At 71.8% G+C, this 16,215-nt stretch carries 13 protein-coding genes; 3 read left to right on the top strand and 10 right to left on the bottom strand.

What is annotated here, in order from left to right:
- Positions 1 to 25 precede the first annotated feature (25 nt).
- Positions 26 to 469 carry an SSI family serine proteinase inhibitor gene (locus AB0G47_RS32335; protein WP_360777264.1) on the top strand — a complete coding sequence of 148 codons (444 nt, stop codon included), beginning with the start codon at positions 26 to 28 and terminating at the stop codon, positions 467 to 469.
- Between the two features lie 188 nt (positions 470 to 657).
- Positions 658 to 5,073: a PAS domain-containing protein gene (locus tag AB0G47_RS32330; protein ID WP_360777262.1), complete on the top strand. Its 4,416-nt coding sequence runs from the start codon at positions 658 to 660 to the stop codon at positions 5,071 to 5,073.
- A 61-nt stretch (positions 5,074 to 5,134) separates the two neighbouring features.
- Here the strand turns inward: AB0G47_RS32330 and AB0G47_RS32325 are convergent, their stop codons facing one another.
- On the bottom strand, positions 5,135 to 5,710 hold the full coding sequence (locus AB0G47_RS32325) for a TetR family transcriptional regulator (protein WP_360777260.1): 576 nt from the start codon (positions 5,708 to 5,710) through the stop codon (positions 5,135 to 5,137).
- Between the two features lie 241 nt (positions 5,711 to 5,951).
- Here AB0G47_RS32325 and AB0G47_RS32320 point away from each other — a divergent pair, with 241 nt between their 5' ends.
- A complete protein-coding gene (locus AB0G47_RS32320; RefSeq protein WP_360777457.1) occupies positions 5,952 to 7,088 on the top strand; it encodes an MFS transporter in 1,137 nt (378 codons plus the stop codon).
- A 102-nt stretch (positions 7,089 to 7,190) separates the two neighbouring features.
- On the opposite strand, the gene AB0G47_RS32315 is transcribed toward AB0G47_RS32320, so the two are convergent.
- The 9 genes from AB0G47_RS32315 to AB0G47_RS32275 all read right to left on the bottom strand — a co-directional run bounded on the left by AB0G47_RS32315 (position 7,191) and on the right by AB0G47_RS32275 (position 16,042).
- Positions 7,191 to 8,840 (bottom strand): long-chain fatty acid--CoA ligase, encoded by a 1,650-nt coding sequence (locus AB0G47_RS32315; protein WP_360777258.1) that lies wholly within the window; start codon positions 8,838 to 8,840, stop codon positions 7,191 to 7,193.
- 144 nt (positions 8,841 to 8,984) lie between these two features.
- Entirely contained in the window at positions 8,985 to 9,548 is a 564-nt protein-coding gene (locus tag AB0G47_RS32310) for a SigE family RNA polymerase sigma factor (RefSeq protein WP_209446289.1), read from the bottom strand.
- Positions 9,549 to 9,699: 151 nt separating this feature from the next.
- Entirely contained in the window at positions 9,700 to 10,533 is an 834-nt protein-coding gene (locus AB0G47_RS32305) for a DUF1906 domain-containing protein (RefSeq protein ID WP_360777256.1), read from the bottom strand.
- Positions 10,534 to 10,605: 72 nt separating this feature from the next.
- On the bottom strand, positions 10,606 to 11,772 hold the full coding sequence (locus AB0G47_RS32300; protein ID WP_360777254.1) for a lipid-transfer protein: 1,167 nt from the start codon (positions 11,770 to 11,772) through the stop codon (positions 10,606 to 10,608).
- On the bottom strand, positions 11,769 to 12,224 hold the full coding sequence (locus tag AB0G47_RS32295) for a MaoC family dehydratase (protein WP_360777252.1): 456 nt from the start codon (positions 12,222 to 12,224) through the stop codon (positions 11,769 to 11,771). Before AB0G47_RS32295 ends, AB0G47_RS32300 begins: the two co-directional genes overlap by 4 nt.
- 14 nt (positions 12,225 to 12,238) lie before the next feature.
- Positions 12,239 to 13,405 carry an acyl-CoA dehydrogenase family protein gene (locus AB0G47_RS32290; RefSeq protein ID WP_360777250.1) on the bottom strand — a complete coding sequence of 389 codons (1,167 nt, stop codon included), beginning with the start codon at positions 13,403 to 13,405 and terminating at the stop codon, positions 12,239 to 12,241.
- 1 nt (position 13,406) lies between these two features.
- Positions 13,407 to 14,315: a bifunctional MaoC family dehydratase N-terminal/OB-fold nucleic acid binding domain-containing protein gene (locus AB0G47_RS32285; protein ID WP_360777248.1), complete on the bottom strand. Its 909-nt coding sequence runs from the start codon at positions 14,313 to 14,315 to the stop codon at positions 13,407 to 13,409.
- Positions 14,312 to 15,502, bottom strand: a complete 1,191-nt coding sequence (locus AB0G47_RS32280) for an acyl-CoA dehydrogenase family protein (RefSeq protein ID WP_360777246.1) — start codon at positions 15,500 to 15,502, stop codon at positions 14,312 to 14,314. The genes AB0G47_RS32285 and AB0G47_RS32280 overlap by 4 nt, the downstream gene beginning before the upstream one ends.
- Before the next feature lie 228 nt (positions 15,503 to 15,730).
- Positions 15,731 to 16,042 carry a hypothetical protein gene (locus AB0G47_RS32275; RefSeq protein WP_360777244.1) on the bottom strand — a complete coding sequence of 104 codons (312 nt, stop codon included), beginning with the start codon at positions 16,040 to 16,042 and terminating at the stop codon, positions 15,731 to 15,733.
- Between the last annotated feature and the right edge of the window lie 173 nt (positions 16,043 to 16,215).

Below are 16,215 nucleotides of genomic sequence, written 5' to 3'. Positions count from 1 at the left end.
ACCCCGCACCCAGTGGAGCCCCGTTATGTTGCGCCGCATCGCCCTCACCGCCGCCGCGTCCGTCGCCGCGCTCTGCGCCGTGCCCGCCGCCGCCCACGCCGACATGGGCCCGCTGCACCTGTTGACGCCGCTCACGGAGCCGACCCCCGACCGGCTCACCGTGAAGGTCACCGGCTCGGGAGGCGCGGGGGACGGAACGTACAAGCTGGAATGCCACCCGACGGGCGGCACGCACCGGGACCCGGCGAAGGCGTGCGGGAAGCTCGACGAGGGGACATGGGGGAGCGACAGGTTCGCACCCGTGCCGGCCGACTCGATCTGCACCATGCAGTACGGCGGGCCCGCCACCGCGCACATCACCGGGACCTGGAACGGGCGGCCCGTCGACGCGAAGTTCGACCGCAGCAACGGCTGCGAGATCGGCCGCTGGGACCGGCTCGTACCGGTATTGCCCGAGGTCACGGCCTAGCTCAAGAGGGCCTTGCGTTCACCCGTCTTCATTCCCCGCTCACATCTTCTGCGTGCGACCTCCCTCTCATCCGGCCTCGCACGCACAACCACTCCCCGTAGACTCCCTCCCGTGACACGCCACGGGCCGAGGGGCAAGATGGCCTGAGCGGGTCGGCAAGCAGCAGTAATCAGGGAGGAAGCGTCGTCGTGAGCAGCAGGCCATCCCGAGGCGCTGCTCGCCTCGCAGCGATACTCGACGCGCTCCCGGACGCGCTGGTCCTCGTCAACGCCAACGGGACCGTCGTGAACGCGAACGCGATCGCGCTTGAGGCGTTCGAGGCGCCGGGCACCGCCCTCGTGGGGCGCGGGCTGCTCGATCTGCTGCCGGAGTTCGACTCCCGGCTGATTCCCGGATCGATGCGCAGGCCCGACTCCATCGACGAGCGCGGGCGCACCAAGCCGAAGCGGATGACCGCGCGGCGCACGGACGGCAGCGAGTTCCCGGTCGAGGTCACCAGCTCGAACCTCGAGGACATCCGGGACGCCTACGACAATTACGGCTACACCGGCGACGAGTTGCTCATGCTCGTCGTCCGCGACCTTTCGGGCGCCGTGGACACCGAGGCCGAACTCGCGCGCTCGCAGCGGCAGACCGAGATGATCCTGCGCGCCGCCGCCGAGGGTGTTGTCGGGACCGACACCGAGGGGCGGGTCGTTCTCGTCAACCCCGCCGCCGCGCAGATACTGGGCTTCCGGGCCAGCGATCTGGGCGGGCAGGAGCTGCACAACCTGGTGCTGCACTCGCGCGCTGACGGCGAGCCCTTCCCGTACGACGAATCCCCGCTCGCGGACACGCTCCGCTCGGGGCGCAAGCACCGGGTGCGCGGGCAGGTCCTGTGGTCCAAGAGCGGCGACCGGGTCGCGGTCGACCTGACGACGGCTCCGGTGCGGGACGGCGACCAGCTCGTCGGCGCGGTCATGACGTTCACCGACCGGCGGCCCTACGACGCCCTTGCCGAGGAGCACGAGGCCGCGCTCGCGCAGCACGCCGAGGAGATGCGGGCCGCGACCGAACGGCGCACGGAGGAGCTGCGGGCCGCCACCGAGAGGCACGCCGCCGAACTGGCCGCCGCCGCCGAGCAGCGCGCCGAGGAGGCCGCGGCCGAGCAGGAGCGGTACGCGGCGCTCGCCGAACGCGAGAAGGACCGGTTCGAGGAACTGACCGAGCGCGAGAAGACGCGGTACGACGCTCTTGCCGCCCGGCACGAGCAGCTGCTCGCCGTGCTCGGCTCGTCGTTGCGGGGCCCGTTGGACGAGCTGCGGCGCGAGCTTTCGGCTCTGGCGGCGGATGACGCCGGGCAGTTGTGGCCCGAGGCGAATCAGGTGCTCCATCACCTTTCGGCCGGGTACGCGCGGATCACCACGCTTGTCGACAATGTGCTGGGGTTCCAGCTGCTCGACTCGGGTGCCGATCAGCTTTCGTGCGCGAAAGTCATGCTCGACGCGGTCGTCGCGAACGGCGTGGAGGGCGCGGTCGAGCTGATCGGGCCCGGCCGCGCGCAGTTCGCGGTGCACGCGCCGCCGCTGGAGGTCGAGGTCGACCCGGGGCGGCTCGCCACGGCACTGGCCCACCTGGTCGCGGACGTCGCGGGGATCGACGCCACGGGGAACGCCCGGGCGGGCGCGGGCGCTTCGGCCCCGGCCGCCGGTGGGTACGTGGACTCGACGATCGTCGTGGCCGCGGCTCAGCGCGGTGAGGTCGTACGCATCGAGGTGCGGGGCCCCTACGCCGGCGGAGACCCGGTGCACGAGCCGATCGTGCGGGGCATCGTGCGGGCGCACGGAGGCGTGCTGCAGACGCATGAAGTGCCGGGGATGAGCGGCAGCGCGTATGTGCTTGAGGTGCCTATCGGGGCGGGGGCCGGGGCTGTTGCCGATGCGGTTTCTGTTGCTCCCGAGGCCGCCGATGCCTCGGTGGGCGCAGGGGTCACCGTGCCCGAGCAGGCCTCGGCCACCACGTCCGGTGGCGGGCGGCGGCGGGCCCGGCGGGCTTCCGGGCCTTCGGTGGACTCGTTCTTGGAGAGTGGAGTTCCTGGCGACGGCACATCGGGGGGATCTTCCTCCGCGGGCGTGGCTGCGTCCGGTGGGACCGGGCGGCGTCGGGGGCGGCGTGCGGCTGAGGCACCGCAGGGTGTTGAGGCTGGGCAGGGTGTTGAGGCTGGGCAGGGTGTTGAGGCTGCCGCTGCTGCTGCCACTGGGGCTGGGGTGCCGGGTGCTTCTGAGGTGGCCGGTGCGGCTGCGCAGGGCGAGGGGGCGCGGACTTCCGGCTCCGGAACCGGCATCGGCGCCGGCTCTGGCTCCGGCTCCGGCTCTGGCTCTGGCGGTACGGGGCGGCGGCGTGCTCGGCCCAGTGCGGCTGAAGGTGCCGGTGGGTCGGCGGGTGCTGTGGAGTCCGTGGGCGCCGTCGGCTCGGTGGTGACCGCTGCCGAGCATGCGGCCGGGTCCGCCGCGCTGGGGGAGACGGTGCCGCCGCAGGGCGTTCCCGTTCCCGCGGGCGCGACGGCTCCGAGGGCTTCGGCTTCGGGGCGGCGTGCGCGGCGTGACGGTGATCAGTTGGCGTTGCCCGCGTTGCCTTCGGGCGGTGGGCAGGATGCCGGGGCCGCCGAGGGGGCCGGTACCGCTGTTGCCGTCGCGGGTGCGCCTGCCGGTGAGTCCGGCGAGGCCGCGCCGCGTCCGACCGGGCGTCGACGCCGTGCGCTGGCCGCCGCCAAGGAGCGGGCCGCCGCCGACGAGGCACCCAGCGGGCGCGTGTTCGCGCTGCCGCCCGCCACGGCGGACCAGGACGACACCGGGCAGCACGAGGCGGCGCTGCACCACCCGGGCGACGACCACACCCCGCCGCAGCCGCACCCGGCGGATGCGCCGACGGGACGCCGACGGTCGCGTCCGGCAGCGGCGCCGGCTGCAGCTGCTTCGGCTGCGGCTGCTTCGGCTGCTCCCGCTGCGGCTGCACCTGCTTCGGCGCCTGCCGGGGAGGCCGCCGCGCAGAGCACCCCGGCCGCGGGTGTGCCCACGCAGGCCACCACGTACGGCGAAGGAACTTCCGCTGCCGCCAAGGGTGTTCCGACACCCGGCCGGGGCGTCGCGCTGCCGCCCGAGCGCGGGACGCAGGCACGTGCCGCGCAGCCGCTGCCCGCCGAGGCCGCCGCGCCCGGCGACCCCAACTCGACGCAGGGGCGCGCGATCAGCGTGCGTACGCTCGGGCAGGGCGTGCCGTTCGGCCAGCAGATCGCCGAGCAGCAGCGCAATCAGCCGGGGGCGGCGCAGGGCCAGGCCCAGCAGGCGTCGCCGCAGAGTCCGCAGGGCACGCAGAGTCCGCGTATCCCGCAGGCGCCGCAGCCTCCGCAGGCTCCTGCTCAGGCTGCCCAGGGGCCGGCCAAGTCCGCGACGGGGCAGGCCAAGCAGGCGTCCGGAGCTGCCGGGCCGCTGCCGCCCCAGGCTCCGGCTCCGGCCACCGCCTCGGGCACCCCGGCCGCAGGACCGCTTCCGGAGCAGGCTCCCGCGCAGCCGTCGGCCCAGGGGCACACTCTCGGCGGCTCCGGTCGTCGGCGCAGGCTGTCCACGCCTCCGGAGCCGACCGCCGATGAGCGCCCCGAGACGGCGGCGCGCGCGCATCCGCAGGCCGCTCCGGCTCCGGCTCCCGCTTCCGCCTCCACTCCGGGTGCGGCTCCCGGTGCCCAGCCGCAGTCCCGTATCGGATCCGCCACCGAGGGCGCGGGCCGTGCGTACGCGATCGGCGCTCCGGACGAGGACGCCGACGAGGGCCCGGAGCCGCTGGACGGTCCCGGCGGCGCGGTCGAGGTCGCCAACCGGCCCCAGCCGCAGCCCATGGACGACGAACTGCCGCCCGAGCCGCTGGACAACCCGCGCAGGCTCCTCGTCTGGCCCGCGCCCGACGTCACCACCCAGCAGGCGCTCAGCGACCGCGGCTACCGTCCGGTCATCGTTCATTCGCGCGAAGAGGTCGACGCCCAGATCGCGGCCTTCCCCGCCGCGCTCTTCGTGGACCCGCTGACCGGCCCCATCACGCGTACGGCCCTGCAGTCGCTGCGCACGGCCGCCGTCGCCGCGGAAGTTCCCGTACTCGTCACGGCGGGACTCGGCCAGGCGACCCGCGAGGCCGCGTACGGCGCTGACCCCGCCGTACTCCTGAAGGCGCTCGCGCCCCGCGACAGCGAGCAGCACCCGCCGCGCGTCCTGCTCATCGAGGAGCACGAGGAGATCGCGCTGGCCCTGACCGCGACACTGGAGCGGCGCGGGATGCAGGTGGCGCGGGCCGAGAGCGACGCCGACGCGGTGACGCTCGCGGCGCAGATGCGGCCGAACCTGGTGGTGATGGACCTGATGCAGGTGCGTCGCCGCAGGGCCGGGATCATCGACTGGCTGCGCGCGAACGGCCAGTTGAACCGCACCCCGCTCGTCGTCTACACGGCAGCCGTCGACGAGACGGAGCTGCCGCGGCTCGCGGCGGGGGAGACGGTGCTGTTCCTCGCGGAGCGCTCGACGAGCGGCGAGGTGCAGGGGCGCATCGTGGATCTGCTGGCGAAGATCGGCACGAACTAACGTCCCGGCGCCCCGGGCTCGAGCGGTAGGCCCCCGGGCTCGAGCGGTAGTCGCCCGGGGCTCAGGCGGTGATGCGGCGCACCGCGGCCTTGATGCTGGCGCGCAGCCGTTCCTTGTCGGCTTGCTCGTCGCCGACGAGGATCCGCCGCATCTGCGGTACGGCCGTGGACCAGCCGGCCAGCGCGACCACGATGAACAGCAGGTGGGCGGCCGGGATCTCGTCGCTGATGACGCCGCGGGCCTGAGCGTCGGCGAGCACGGCGACCTTCCGGTCGTAGTGGTCGGCCCGCTCCCGTTCGTCCGGGAGCTCGTCCGTGCCGTACTCGATGCCCTCCCAGAAGAGCAGCCGCAGCAGTTCGGGATGGGCGGCGTGGTGGTCCATCAGCCGGTCCATCCAGCCGTCCATGTCGTCGGCGTCGACGGGGTTGCTGATCGCCATGTCGAGCATGCGCTTCTCGAGGACCTGCGTGAAGAGCTCGGCCTTGTTGCCGAAATAGGCGTAGATGAGCTGCTTGTTGGCCTTCGCCTCGGTCGCGATGCGGTCCATGCGGGCACCCGCGATGCCGTACCGCGCGAATTCGGCCACCGCCGCCTCGAAGATCCGGGCCTTGGTGGCCTCGGGGTCTCTCACTGCCATGGGGACAGGGTAGCCAATCCTTTCGGGTAACCAACTGGTTGGTTGCTTGACAGCGCGCTGGTCACGGGCGCAGACTTTTTCCAACCAACCAGTTGGTTGTCGCTTGACGCAAGGAGTCATGCCCCTCATGCCGCCCCTCATGCCGCCCTCAGACACCAGGAATCGGACGCCTGTGATCGCCCGGGACGCGGACGCACCGTCCGGGCGGGCCGTCCCGCCCGGACGCGCCGTCCCGCCCGGGCTGCTGCTCGCCGTGGTGGCGGTCTGCACCGCGGTGACCGTCGCCAACATCTACCTGGCCGCGCCCCTGCTGCCCCTCATCGCGCACGGCTTCGGCAGCGAACCCTCCGCCCTGGCCTGGCTCGCCTCGGTCTCCCTTCTCGGGTACGCGGCGGGGCTGCTGTTCTTCGCCCCGCTCGGCGACACGGCCGACCGCCGCCGCCTCGTCGGCATACTGTCGGCCGTCGCCGCCCTGGCCATGGGCGCGGCCGCCGTCTGCCCGGGACCCGTCGCGCTCGCCTGCGCCCTGTTCGTGGCCGCCGCGGCGAGCGTCATACCGCAGCTCCTCGTGCCGCTCGTCGCCGAGCGCGCACCCGCCGACCGCCGGGCCCGGCATGTGGCTGCCGTGATCGCCGGGCTCTTCGCAGGGGTCGTCGCCGCGCGGGTGCTCGGCGGTCTCGTGGCGCAGGCGCACGGCTGGCGCGTCGTCTTCGTGGGCGCGGCCGCGCTGACCCTGGTGCTCGGTCTTGTCACCGCCGCCCTGCTGCCCGCCGAGACCCGGCCGCGGCACAGCGGTCCGGCCCTGGCCGGTCTTGCCCGGCTGCCCCAAGTCCTGAAGGAGTCGCCCGAGCTGCGCCGCGCCTGCCTGCGCCAAGGCGGGATGTACGGCGCGTGGAGCGCGGTGTGGACCTCGCTCGCCCTGCTCCTCACGAGCGATGCGTACGACATGTCGACGGGCGCCGCGGGACTCTTCGGCCTCCTCGGGCTCTCCGCGACCGTGGTCGCGCCGCTGGCCGGCGGTCTCGTCGACCGGTTCGGGGCGGCGCGCGTGACGGCGACCGCCTATGCGGGTGCGGCCGTCTGTCTGCCGCTGTTCTGGCTCGGCGGGCGGCAGTTGTGGGCGCTGTGCGCGGCCGGGATCCTGATCCACGCGGCGCTCGTGGCGAGCCATGTCGCCAACCAGACCCTGGCGCTGACCGCCACCAGCCTGCCCGCCACCGCCAACACCGCCTATGTGGTGGGCGGATTCGCGAGCGGCGCGCTGGCCTCGGCCCTCGCCGGGACCGCCTTCACCCACGGCGGCTGGGGCGGGGTGTGCGTCATCGCGACGGTGTGGCTGGCCCTGGGCTGGGTCACGGCGATACGCCGCTCCACGTGAGAGCGGCGTATCGCGCGGGGCCGGTGCCGTGCGGTCGTTCGGCGGCCGGGTCAGGCCTGGGGCTGCCGGGCATCACTCGACACCCGGCACCCGGCGCCCGGCTCAGAGCTGGGTGACGTCCAGCTCCCCCTCCGCGTACTGCCTGCGCAGCACCTTCTTGTCGAACTTGCCGACGCTCGTCTTCGGCACGGCCTGCACGATCGCCCAGCGCTCGGGCAGCTGCCACTTGGCGATGGTGCCCGCGAGGAAGTCGCGCAGGGCGAGGTAGTCGACGCTCGCGTTCTCCTTCAGCACGACGGTGGCGAGCGGGCGTTCGCCCCACTTGTCGTCGGGGACGGCGACGACCGCCGCCTCAGCGACATCCGGGTGGGACATGATCGCGTTCTCCAGCTCGACGCTGGAGATCCACTCCCCGCCCGACTTGATGACGTCCTTGGCGCGGTCCGTGAGGGTCAGGAATCCGTCGACGGTGATGACACCGACGTCACCGGTCTTCAGCCAGCCGTCCGCGCTGAACTTGTCCTCGGGCTTGAGCACGTCCTCGCCGGCCCCGCCGTAGTACGCCGCCGCGATCCACGGGCCGCGCACCTCCAGCTCACCCGCCGACTCGCCGTCCCACGGCAGGTGTTCGCCGCCGGGGCCGACCAGGCGCGCCTCGACGCCGGCCGGAAAGCGGCCCTGGGTGAGGCGGTAGCTGAACTCCTCGTCGGTGCCGATCGCCTTGGCCGGCGGGCGGGCCACCGTGCCGAGCGGGGAGGTCTCCGTCATGCCCCAGGCGTGACAGACCCGCATGCCCAGCTTGTCGAACGCCGCCATCAGCGAGGGCGGGCAGGCCGAGCCGCCGATGGTGACCTGGCCGAGGGAGCTGACGTCACGGGGCTTCGCGGTGAGTTCGGCGAGCAGGCCCTGCCAGATGGTGGGGACGGCGGCCGCGTGCGTGGGCCGCTCCGACTCGATCATCTCGGCGAGCGGCGCGGGCTGCAGGAAGCGGTCCGGCATCAGCATGTTCACGCCCGCCATGAGCGTGGCGTGCGGCAGGCCCCAGGCGTTGACGTGGAACTGCGGGACGACGACGAGGGTGGTGTCCGCGTCCGTGAGCCCCATCGACTCGCTCATGTTGACCTGCATCGAGTGCAGATAGATGGAGCGGTGCGAGTAGACGACGCCCTTGGGGTCGCCGGTGGTGCCGGAGGTGTAGCACATGGCGGCGGCCGTGCGCTCGTCAAGCTCGGGCCAGTCGTAGACCGTGGGCTTACCGGCGATCAGGTCCTCGTACTCGTGCACCTGCGCGGTGACTCCGGCCAGCGGGGCGCGGTCGCCGGGGCCCGAGACCACCAGGTGCTCGACGGTCGGCAGCTGCGGGAGCAGAGGCGCGAGCAGGGGGATGAGGGAGCCGTTGACGATGATGACGCGGTCGGCCGCGTGGTTCACGATCCAGGTCAACTGGTCGGCGGGCAGCCGCAGATTGAGGGTGTGCAGGACGGCTCCCATACAGGGGACCGCGAAGTAGGCCTCGACATGCTCGGCGTTGTTCCACATGAAGGTGGCCACGCGTTCGTCGCCGACGACCCCGAGGTCCTCGCGCAGCGCGTGCGCCAGCCGGGCCGAGCGTTCACCGATCTCGCGGAAGCTGCGCCGCTGTGGAGCGGTTTCGCCCGTCCATGTTGTGACCTGCGACGACCCGTGCACGGTCGTCCCGTGCCGAAGGATGCGGGTGACTGTCAGCGGTACGTCCTGCATCGTGCTCAGCACGGCGTCCTCCCGGTGGGCGCGCGGCATTCATCCGGGGCGGCTCCCGGATGACCTACCTGGCAGTAGGGCTCGCCAGATTCTTGCCGCATACCGCACGGTATGTCACTAGTCCGGGAGAAGAAAGGTCCGGCGGAGCAGCATGGATCACCTGACGGGCGTCAGTTCCGGGTCCTCGCGGAGCTTGCCGAGCGCACGCGACACCGCGCTCTTGACGGTGCCGATGGAGACCCCGAGCACCTCGGCCGTCTGCGCCTCGCTGAGATCCTCGTAATACCGAAGGACGACCATCGCCCGTTGCCGCGCCGGCAGCTTCATGATCGCGCGCCACATCGCGTCCCGGAGCACCTGCTGCTCCGCCGGATCCCCGACCGGCGTCACCTCGGGCTCGGGCAGCTCGTCGCATGCGAACTCGTCGACCTTGCGCTTGCGCCACTGCGAAGTACGGGTGTTGAGCAGGGCCCTGCGCACATAGCCGTCGAGGGCACGGTGGTCCTCGATGCGGTCCCATGCGACATACGTCTTGGTGAGAGCGGTCTGCAGCAGATCCTCTGCATCGCTCGGATTCGCGGTCAGCGAGCGTGCGGTGCGCAGCAACACGGGCTGACGTGCCCGTACGTAGGACGCGAACGACGGATACGCCGAAGGACTCGCCGTCCGCGTCGCGGCCTTCGATGCGCTGGTGCACATGGGCACCATGGATACGGTCATGGCTCCACGCTAGAAGCGCCCCCTACTTCAGCGGATCGGCCGCAGGTCCCGAAGCGGTGTCCGCCTCAGGTTGTAGGAAGGGTGGTAGCCCCACCTCCTGAAGGTGGAGGAGACAGAGCGCACCCCTGAGGGTTCATCCCTGAGACGGTCCTCAGCGGATCCGGGCCACCGGCGCGTGCACGAGGTTCCGGTCGATCATCAGGGAACGTCCGCTGTGCCGCTCCCGTACGTTCCCCGCGTACTGGTGGATGCGACGCGCGGGGCGCCAGGCGTCCCGCCGCAGCGCGGGCTCACGGTACAGGTGCCGGGGTGCGTGCCAGCGTGCGAACCACATCACCGCCGGCAGGTCCCGCACCCCCGCACGCCGCGCCGTCTCCATGTGCCGCACCCCGGAGTCCGCGCCGCTGTAGAACCCCGGCACATACCCCCGCCTTCGCACCTCCCGGTCCCACGCCCGCACGAAGGCGAGCGTGGTGCGCGCGCACTTCTCGTTCCGGTATCCATACGCCTCCATGTCCAAATAGAGGGCGCTGTGCCGCAGCATCCCGAGCGCCTTCGCCCTGCTGACCGCGTCGCGCCCCTCGCCCGTCCCCTGCCTCCAGGCGTTCCGTCCGATGCGTACGCCCTGCTTGTTCTTCGCGATGACACAGGGGGACTGCGACCCCACGTACAGCGGCAGCACCCGCCAGCCCATCCCCCGCACCGCACGCATCCAGTCGCGGCTCAGATGGGCCTGCCGCTTGCACGCCCGGCCCCGGCCTCCGAAGTAGACGCCCACCGCTCGGTAGTCGGAGCTCAGCCAGCGGCGCATGGTGCCCACGGGCGGGGTGTGGCAGGTGTCGAAGCCCCGCCCGTGGAAGGTCGACACCCTGGCGGCCGCCCGGCCGCGCCCGGCCTCCGACGTGCCGTCAGGTCTGCTCGTGGCGCCCGTCGGCACCGCGCACAGGGCCAGCGTGGTCAGGGCGAGAGCGAGGACAAGTCCCATGATCGTTTTTTGGCAGCGCATACGCCGAGTGAAGGGCCAAGGTCGCGCACCCCGTCCGGGACACGCGCGCGTTCAGCCGTCCGACCCCAGAATCAGCCCCGATGTGGGGACCCCGGTGCCCGCGGTGACCAGGGTGCGCGCGGCGCCCGGTATCTGGTTCACGGACGTGCCGCGCACCTGTCGTACCGCCTCCGCTATCCCGTTCATCCCGTGCAGATACGCCTCCCCGAGCTGTCCCCCGTGCGTGTTCAGCGGCAGCCGCTCCTCCGCGACGAAGCCGGCCGCCTCACCCGGCCCGCAGAAGCCGAACTCCTCCAGCTGCATCAGCACGAACGGCGTGAAGTGGTCGTAGAGAATGCCCACGTCGATGTCCGAGGGCGCCAGACCCGAGCTCCGCCACAACTGCCGTGCCACCACGCTCATTTCGGGCAGCCCGCTCAGATCGTCGCGGTAGAAACTGGTCATCTGCTCCTGCGCCCGCCCCGCACCCTGGGCCGCCGCCGTGATCACGGCCGGCGGATGCGGCAGATCCCGGGCCCGCTCCACGCTCGTCACGACGATCGCCTGGCCGCCGTCGGTCTCCTGGCAGCAGTCGAGGAGCCGCAGCGGCTCGACGATCCAGCGGGACTCGGCGTGATCGGCGAGGGTGATCGGCTTGCCGTGGAAGTAGGCCGCGGGGTTCGTCGCCGCGTACTTCCGGTCGGTGACCGCGACATGGCCGAAGGCATCCGGAGTCAGGCCGTAGGTGTGGAGATAGCGCTGGGCCGCCATCGCCACCCACGACGCGGGAGTCAGCAGTCCGAACGGCAGGGACCAGCCGAGCGCCGCGCCCTCCGCCGACGGCTCACGATGCTGCACCCCCGAGCCGAATCTGCGGCCCGAACGTTCGTTGAACGCCCGGTAGCAGACCACCACTTCGGCCACTCCGCTCACCACCGCGAGCGCCGCCTGCTGGACGGTCGCGCACGCCGCGCCACCTCCGTAGTGGACACGCGAGAAGAAGGAGAGCTCCCCGATCCCGGCCGCCTGCGCGACGGTGATCTCCGGGTTGGTGTCCATCGTGAACGTGACCATGCCGTCGACATCGCCGGGCCCGAGTCCCGCGTCGTCGAGTGCCGCGCCCACCGCCTCCACGGCGAGTCTGAGCTCGCTGCGCCCCGAGTCCTTGGAGAACTCGGTGGCCCCGATGCCGACGACGGCCGCCTTCCCGCCGAGCCGATCGCGCGTCCGCACGCTCATGCCGTGCCTCCCGCCGACGCGCCACCCGAAGCCGGCGCCGTGACCGAGACCGTGACCGTCCCGGTGACGTGCTTGCCGATGCCGTTGGCCCCGACCACCTTGACCGTGGCCGTGTCGCCCTCGACCTGCTCGACGGAGCCCGTGAACACCATTGTGTCCCCCGGGTAGTTGGGCGCCCCGAGCCTTATCGCCACCTTGCGGAGCACGGCGCCGGACCCGAAATGATCGGTGACGTACCGACCGACCAGGCCGTTCGTGGTCAGGATGTTCATGAAGATGTCGGGGGACCCCTTCTCCTGCGCCGCCACCGCGTCGTGGTGCACGTCCTGGTAGTCCCGCGACGCGATCGCACCGGAGACGATCAGCGTCCGGGTCACCGGGATGGTGAGCTCGGGCAGCCTGTCGCCCACGCGAACCCCAACGCCCCTGCTCATCTCCTCACCCCCGCTCATCTCACCGCCTCCTCTCATACCGACTCCTCCTCGGCGATCAAGTCGCCCAGTTCCGCGAGGACTTCGCTCCCGCAGCCCAGATACGCGTCCAGCTGGCGCCCCCACAGGAAGTGCCGGTGCACGGGGTGGTCAAGGTCGGCGCCCATGCCTCCGTGCAGATGCTGGCCCGCGTGCACGACCCGCTTGCCCGCCTCCGACGCCCACCACGCCGCGGTCAGCGCATGCTCGCCGTACGCCAACGACGCGTCGCGCCGCCAAGCCGCCTCGTACGCCGTGACACGTATCGCCTCGGTGTCCATATAGGCGTCCGCAGCCCGGAGTTGGACCCCCTGCTTGGCCGCGAGTGGCCGGCCGAACTGCTCCCGTTCGTTCGTGTGGGCGACCGCGCGGGCCAGCGATCCGGCGCACACACCTGCCTGCAGCCCCGCGAAGGCCGTCCGCGCACTCGCCAGCACATCGGCGTAGGCCCCGTCCCCGCCGATCCGCTCCCCGGGAGTCCCGTCGAGCACCAGCCGCCCGGCCGCCCAGGGCGCCGTCAGCTCGACCGGCTCGGTCGCCGCGTCGGCCACCCGCACCATCCACAGGCTGTGGCCGCCCCGCCGTATGCGATCCGGCACGGCCACCAGGACGTGTGTGGCATCCCGCAGCCACGGCACCCACGGCACCGCTCCGGTCAGCGAACCCGTCGGCCCTTCCGGCAACCCCGTCGGCGCTTCCGTCGATCCCGTCGGCCCTTCCGGCAATCCCATCGGCGCATCCAGCGACCCCGCCTGCCCTTCCAACGACCCCGTCGCACCTTCCTGCGCGGACGCCACCACCACGCCACCGCCCGCCGGAAACGCCCCGGTGGCGACCGCCGTGCCGTCCCGCAGCCCCGGCAGCAGCCGCCCCCGCTGCTCCTCCGTGCCATGGACCGCCACGGCGAGCAGGCCGTAGACACAGCTCGCCGCCAGGGGCACCTGTGCCGTCACCCGCCCCTGCTCCTCCAGCAGCAGCACGAGCCCCAGCAGCCCGACGTCCTCCACCGCACCCGGCAGCCCCGCGGCGCACAGCGCCTTCCACAGCTCGGCGTCCGATCCCGTCCCCGCCGCCGCGAGCCGATCGGGCGTGGACAGATCCCCGAAGATCTCCGCCGCGAGCTCCCGCGCGGCCGTCTGCTCGTCCGTGGGTGTGAAGTCCATGTCAGACCCCACCCTCTTCCATGGCCTCGGCGGGCCGGAACACCGGAAGCTCCAACTCCTCGTCCACCCGCTGGAATTCGAGCCGGACGGGCTGCCCGATCCGCACCTTGTCGCTGGGCACGCCCACCACATTGCTGACCATGCGCACACCCTCCGCCAGGTCGATGAGTGCGACGGCGTACGGGGGATCGAAGGCGGGGAAGGGCGGATGGTGCATGACGACGTACGAGTAGACGGTGCCCTGGCCGCTCGCCTCGACCGTGTCCCACTCCAGCGATCCGCAGGCATTGCAGCCCGGCAGCCAGGGGAAGCGCAGTGCCCGGCAGTCACCGCAGCGCTGGATCAGGAGCTGGTGGCGCGCCACGCCCTCCCAGAATCCGGCGTTGTCCCTGTTGATGACCGGGCGAGGTCGCCTGCCCTGCGGTTTGCGCCGCGCTGGTGCGTACTTGAGGATCCGGAAGCGGTGGGTCCCGGCCGGTTCGCCGCCCGCCCTGACATCCATCCGCGTCGTGACGAAGTGGCCCGTGCCCAGCTTCGTCGTCTTGCGCTCCGAGACCGATTCGATGACCGCGTCGAAGGTGATCTCGTCCCCCGGTCGCAGCGGCCGCAGATACTCCTGCTCGCAGTCGGTGGCGACCACCGATGTGTAGCCCGCGCCGTCGAGCAGGGCGAACAGTTCGTCGTGGGCGGCCGAGCGCCCCTGGTGTCCGGAGAGCCCGCCCATCGTCCAGGCCTGGAGCATGGTCGGCGGCGCGATCGGATCCGCCCCGGAGTAGGCGGAGTTGGCGTCCCCCATCGCCTCGCACCAGTGCCGGATCATCGGCTCGTTGACCCGGTCCTTGCCCACGCCCGAGGTCGCGGCCGCCCTGCCCTCGAAGACCTTCAGCGCCTCGTACGAAAGATCGCTCACCGCCGTCCCCTCCGCATCCCGAGCCGCATCGTTGCCACGATCTCCCGCTGCACCTCGCTCACCCCGCCGCCGAACGTATTGATCTGCGCCGCCCTGTTCATCCGCTCCAACTCCCCCTCACCGCCCGTGCCGAGCGCCAGGGCCCCGGGCGATCCGGCTCTCACCAGACCCGCGCCGCCCGTGACTTCCTGACATATCCGGTACACCTCAACGGCCGATTCGGTTCCCATGAATTTCACGCCGCTCGCGTCTCCGGGCGCCAGCCGGCCCGCCCCCACGTCGCCCACCAAACGCCAGTTGACCAGGCGCGTAGCCGCCAGCCGTGCCCGTGCTTCGGCCAGTCTGGAACGGACCCACGGAGCGTCAATCCGACGCTCGCCCGTCACCGGATCGGGTGTACGCGCGAAGGCGAGGGCCGCCGCGTAGAAGTCCTCGGCCTGCATGCCGATCGCGGCGAGTGCCACCCGCTCATGGTTCAGCTGGTTGGTGATGAGCCCCCAGCCGCCGTTCTCCTCGCCGACGAGGTTCGTGGCGGGCACGCGTATCCCGTCGTAGTACGTCGCCGTCGTGGTCAGCCCGCCCACGGTCTCTATCGGCGTCCACGAGAAACCGGGCGCCGCCGTCGGTACGAGGATGATCGAGATGCCCTGGTGCTTGGGCGCCTGCGGGTCGGTGCGGCAGGCGAGCCAGATCCAGTCGGCGTTCTGCGCGTTCGACGTGAAGATCTTCTGCCCGTCGATGAGCCACGCGTCGTCGGATCCATCCTTGACGCGCACCGCCCGCGTACGCAGCGAGGCGAGGTCCGTCCCCGCCGACGGCTCGCTGTAGCCGATCGCGAAGACGAGATCGCCGCTGAGTATGCGCGGCAGGAAGGAGGCCTTCTGCTCCTGCGTGCCGTACTTCATGAGCGTCGGGCCGACGGTGTTCAGCGTGACCATCGACACCGGCGCGCCCGCGCGATAGGCCTCGTCGAAGAAGACGAACTGCTCGTCGGCGCCCCGCCCCTGACCGCCGTACTCGACGGGCCAGCCGAGGCCGAGCATGCCGTCGGCCCCGATGCGCCGCAGCAGGCGGCGTTGCCCCTCCAGATCGTCGCCTTCGGGCGGCCCTCCCGGCATCAGATCGCGGAAGTACGCGCGCAGTTCTGAGCGCAGCTGCTGCTGGCGTTCGGTGGGGGCGAGGTGCACGGCGGCGGCCTCTCCTTCGCGTACGGGCGTCGCACCGACAAGGGTTTCTGACTGTCCGTCAGGAACTGTGTGAGTGTCAAGAGATCACCCCGGATACGAAGGGCGGGACCCCCGGCGGCAATGCGGGGCCGAACACGCCTGCGCGGCGGTGCACTCGCACCGCCGCGCAGACCGTCACACACACCCCGTCGAGCCGGCCCAAGGAGCAACCCCCAGACGGCCGTTACCTCACCAGAGTTCGGTGAAGTTGACCGCGACGTTCGCGTTCGCCTGGTCGATCGCCGTGAACCCGGAGCCGTTCACCTGAGCATTGTTGTTCTGGTTCGAGGCTCCGTTGCCGACCGCCTGCTGCTGCGTCGTGTTCGAGTTGCCGCTGTTGTCGTCGCCGACACCACTGCCGTTGACGGTGGCCACGCCCGCGTTCGATCCGTCGTCCGCGAAGGAGCCGTTGTCAGCCATCGCGACACCGGAGAAGAGCGCGGCGGCCAAGGGCAGGGCCGCGGCAGCGGCGATGACGCGGGCGGTACGGATGCTTGCCATGTCAATTCCTCCAGAACGGGAGGTACGCACCGGCAATGTGCCGGGAGTACCAGAAGTACGGCTTGTTCCAAGGCAGTTGGCCGACCGCCTCGGGTTCTGCACGACGTCGCGAGTCCAGAGTTGCCCACCGAATCCCCGGCGAACCACCCCGGAAGCCCCGATTCCCCCGCAAG

This window comes from Streptomyces sp. NPDC021622 (assembly GCF_040640795.1).
Classification (GTDB): Bacteria; Actinomycetota; Actinomycetes; order Streptomycetales; family Streptomycetaceae; genus Streptomyces.
Note: the sequence above shows the minus strand (reverse complement) of the source record. Positions and strands in the feature narration are given on the sequence as shown.

What these genes read in the sequence shown, in the direction of transcription:
- AB0G47_RS32335 (WP_360777264.1), top strand. Translation starts at nt 26, where the DNA reads ATGTTGCGCCGCATCGCCCTCACCGCCGCCGCGTCCGTCGCCGCGCTC.
- AB0G47_RS32325 (WP_360777260.1), bottom strand. Translation starts at nt 5,710, where the DNA reads ATGGCAGTGAGAGACCCCGAGGCCACCAAGGCCCGGATCTTCGAGGCG.
- AB0G47_RS32310 (WP_209446289.1), bottom strand. Translation starts at nt 9,548, where the DNA reads ATGACCGTATCCATGGTGCCCATGTGCACCAGCGCATCGAAGGCCGCG.
- AB0G47_RS32305 (WP_360777256.1), bottom strand. Translation starts at nt 10,533, where the DNA reads ATGGGACTTGTCCTCGCTCTCGCCCTGACCACGCTGGCCCTGTGCGCG.
- AB0G47_RS32300 (WP_360777254.1), bottom strand. Translation starts at nt 11,772, where the DNA reads ATGAGCGTGCGGACGCGCGATCGGCTCGGCGGGAAGGCGGCCGTCGTC.
- AB0G47_RS32295 (WP_360777252.1), bottom strand. Translation starts at nt 12,224, where the DNA reads ATGAGCGGGGGTGAGGAGATGAGCAGGGGCGTTGGGGTTCGCGTGGGC.
- AB0G47_RS32290 (WP_360777250.1), bottom strand. Translation starts at nt 13,405, where the DNA reads ATGGACTTCACACCCACGGACGAGCAGACGGCCGCGCGGGAGCTCGCG.
- AB0G47_RS32275 (WP_360777244.1), bottom strand. Translation starts at nt 16,042, where the DNA reads ATGGCAAGCATCCGTACCGCCCGCGTCATCGCCGCTGCCGCGGCCCTG.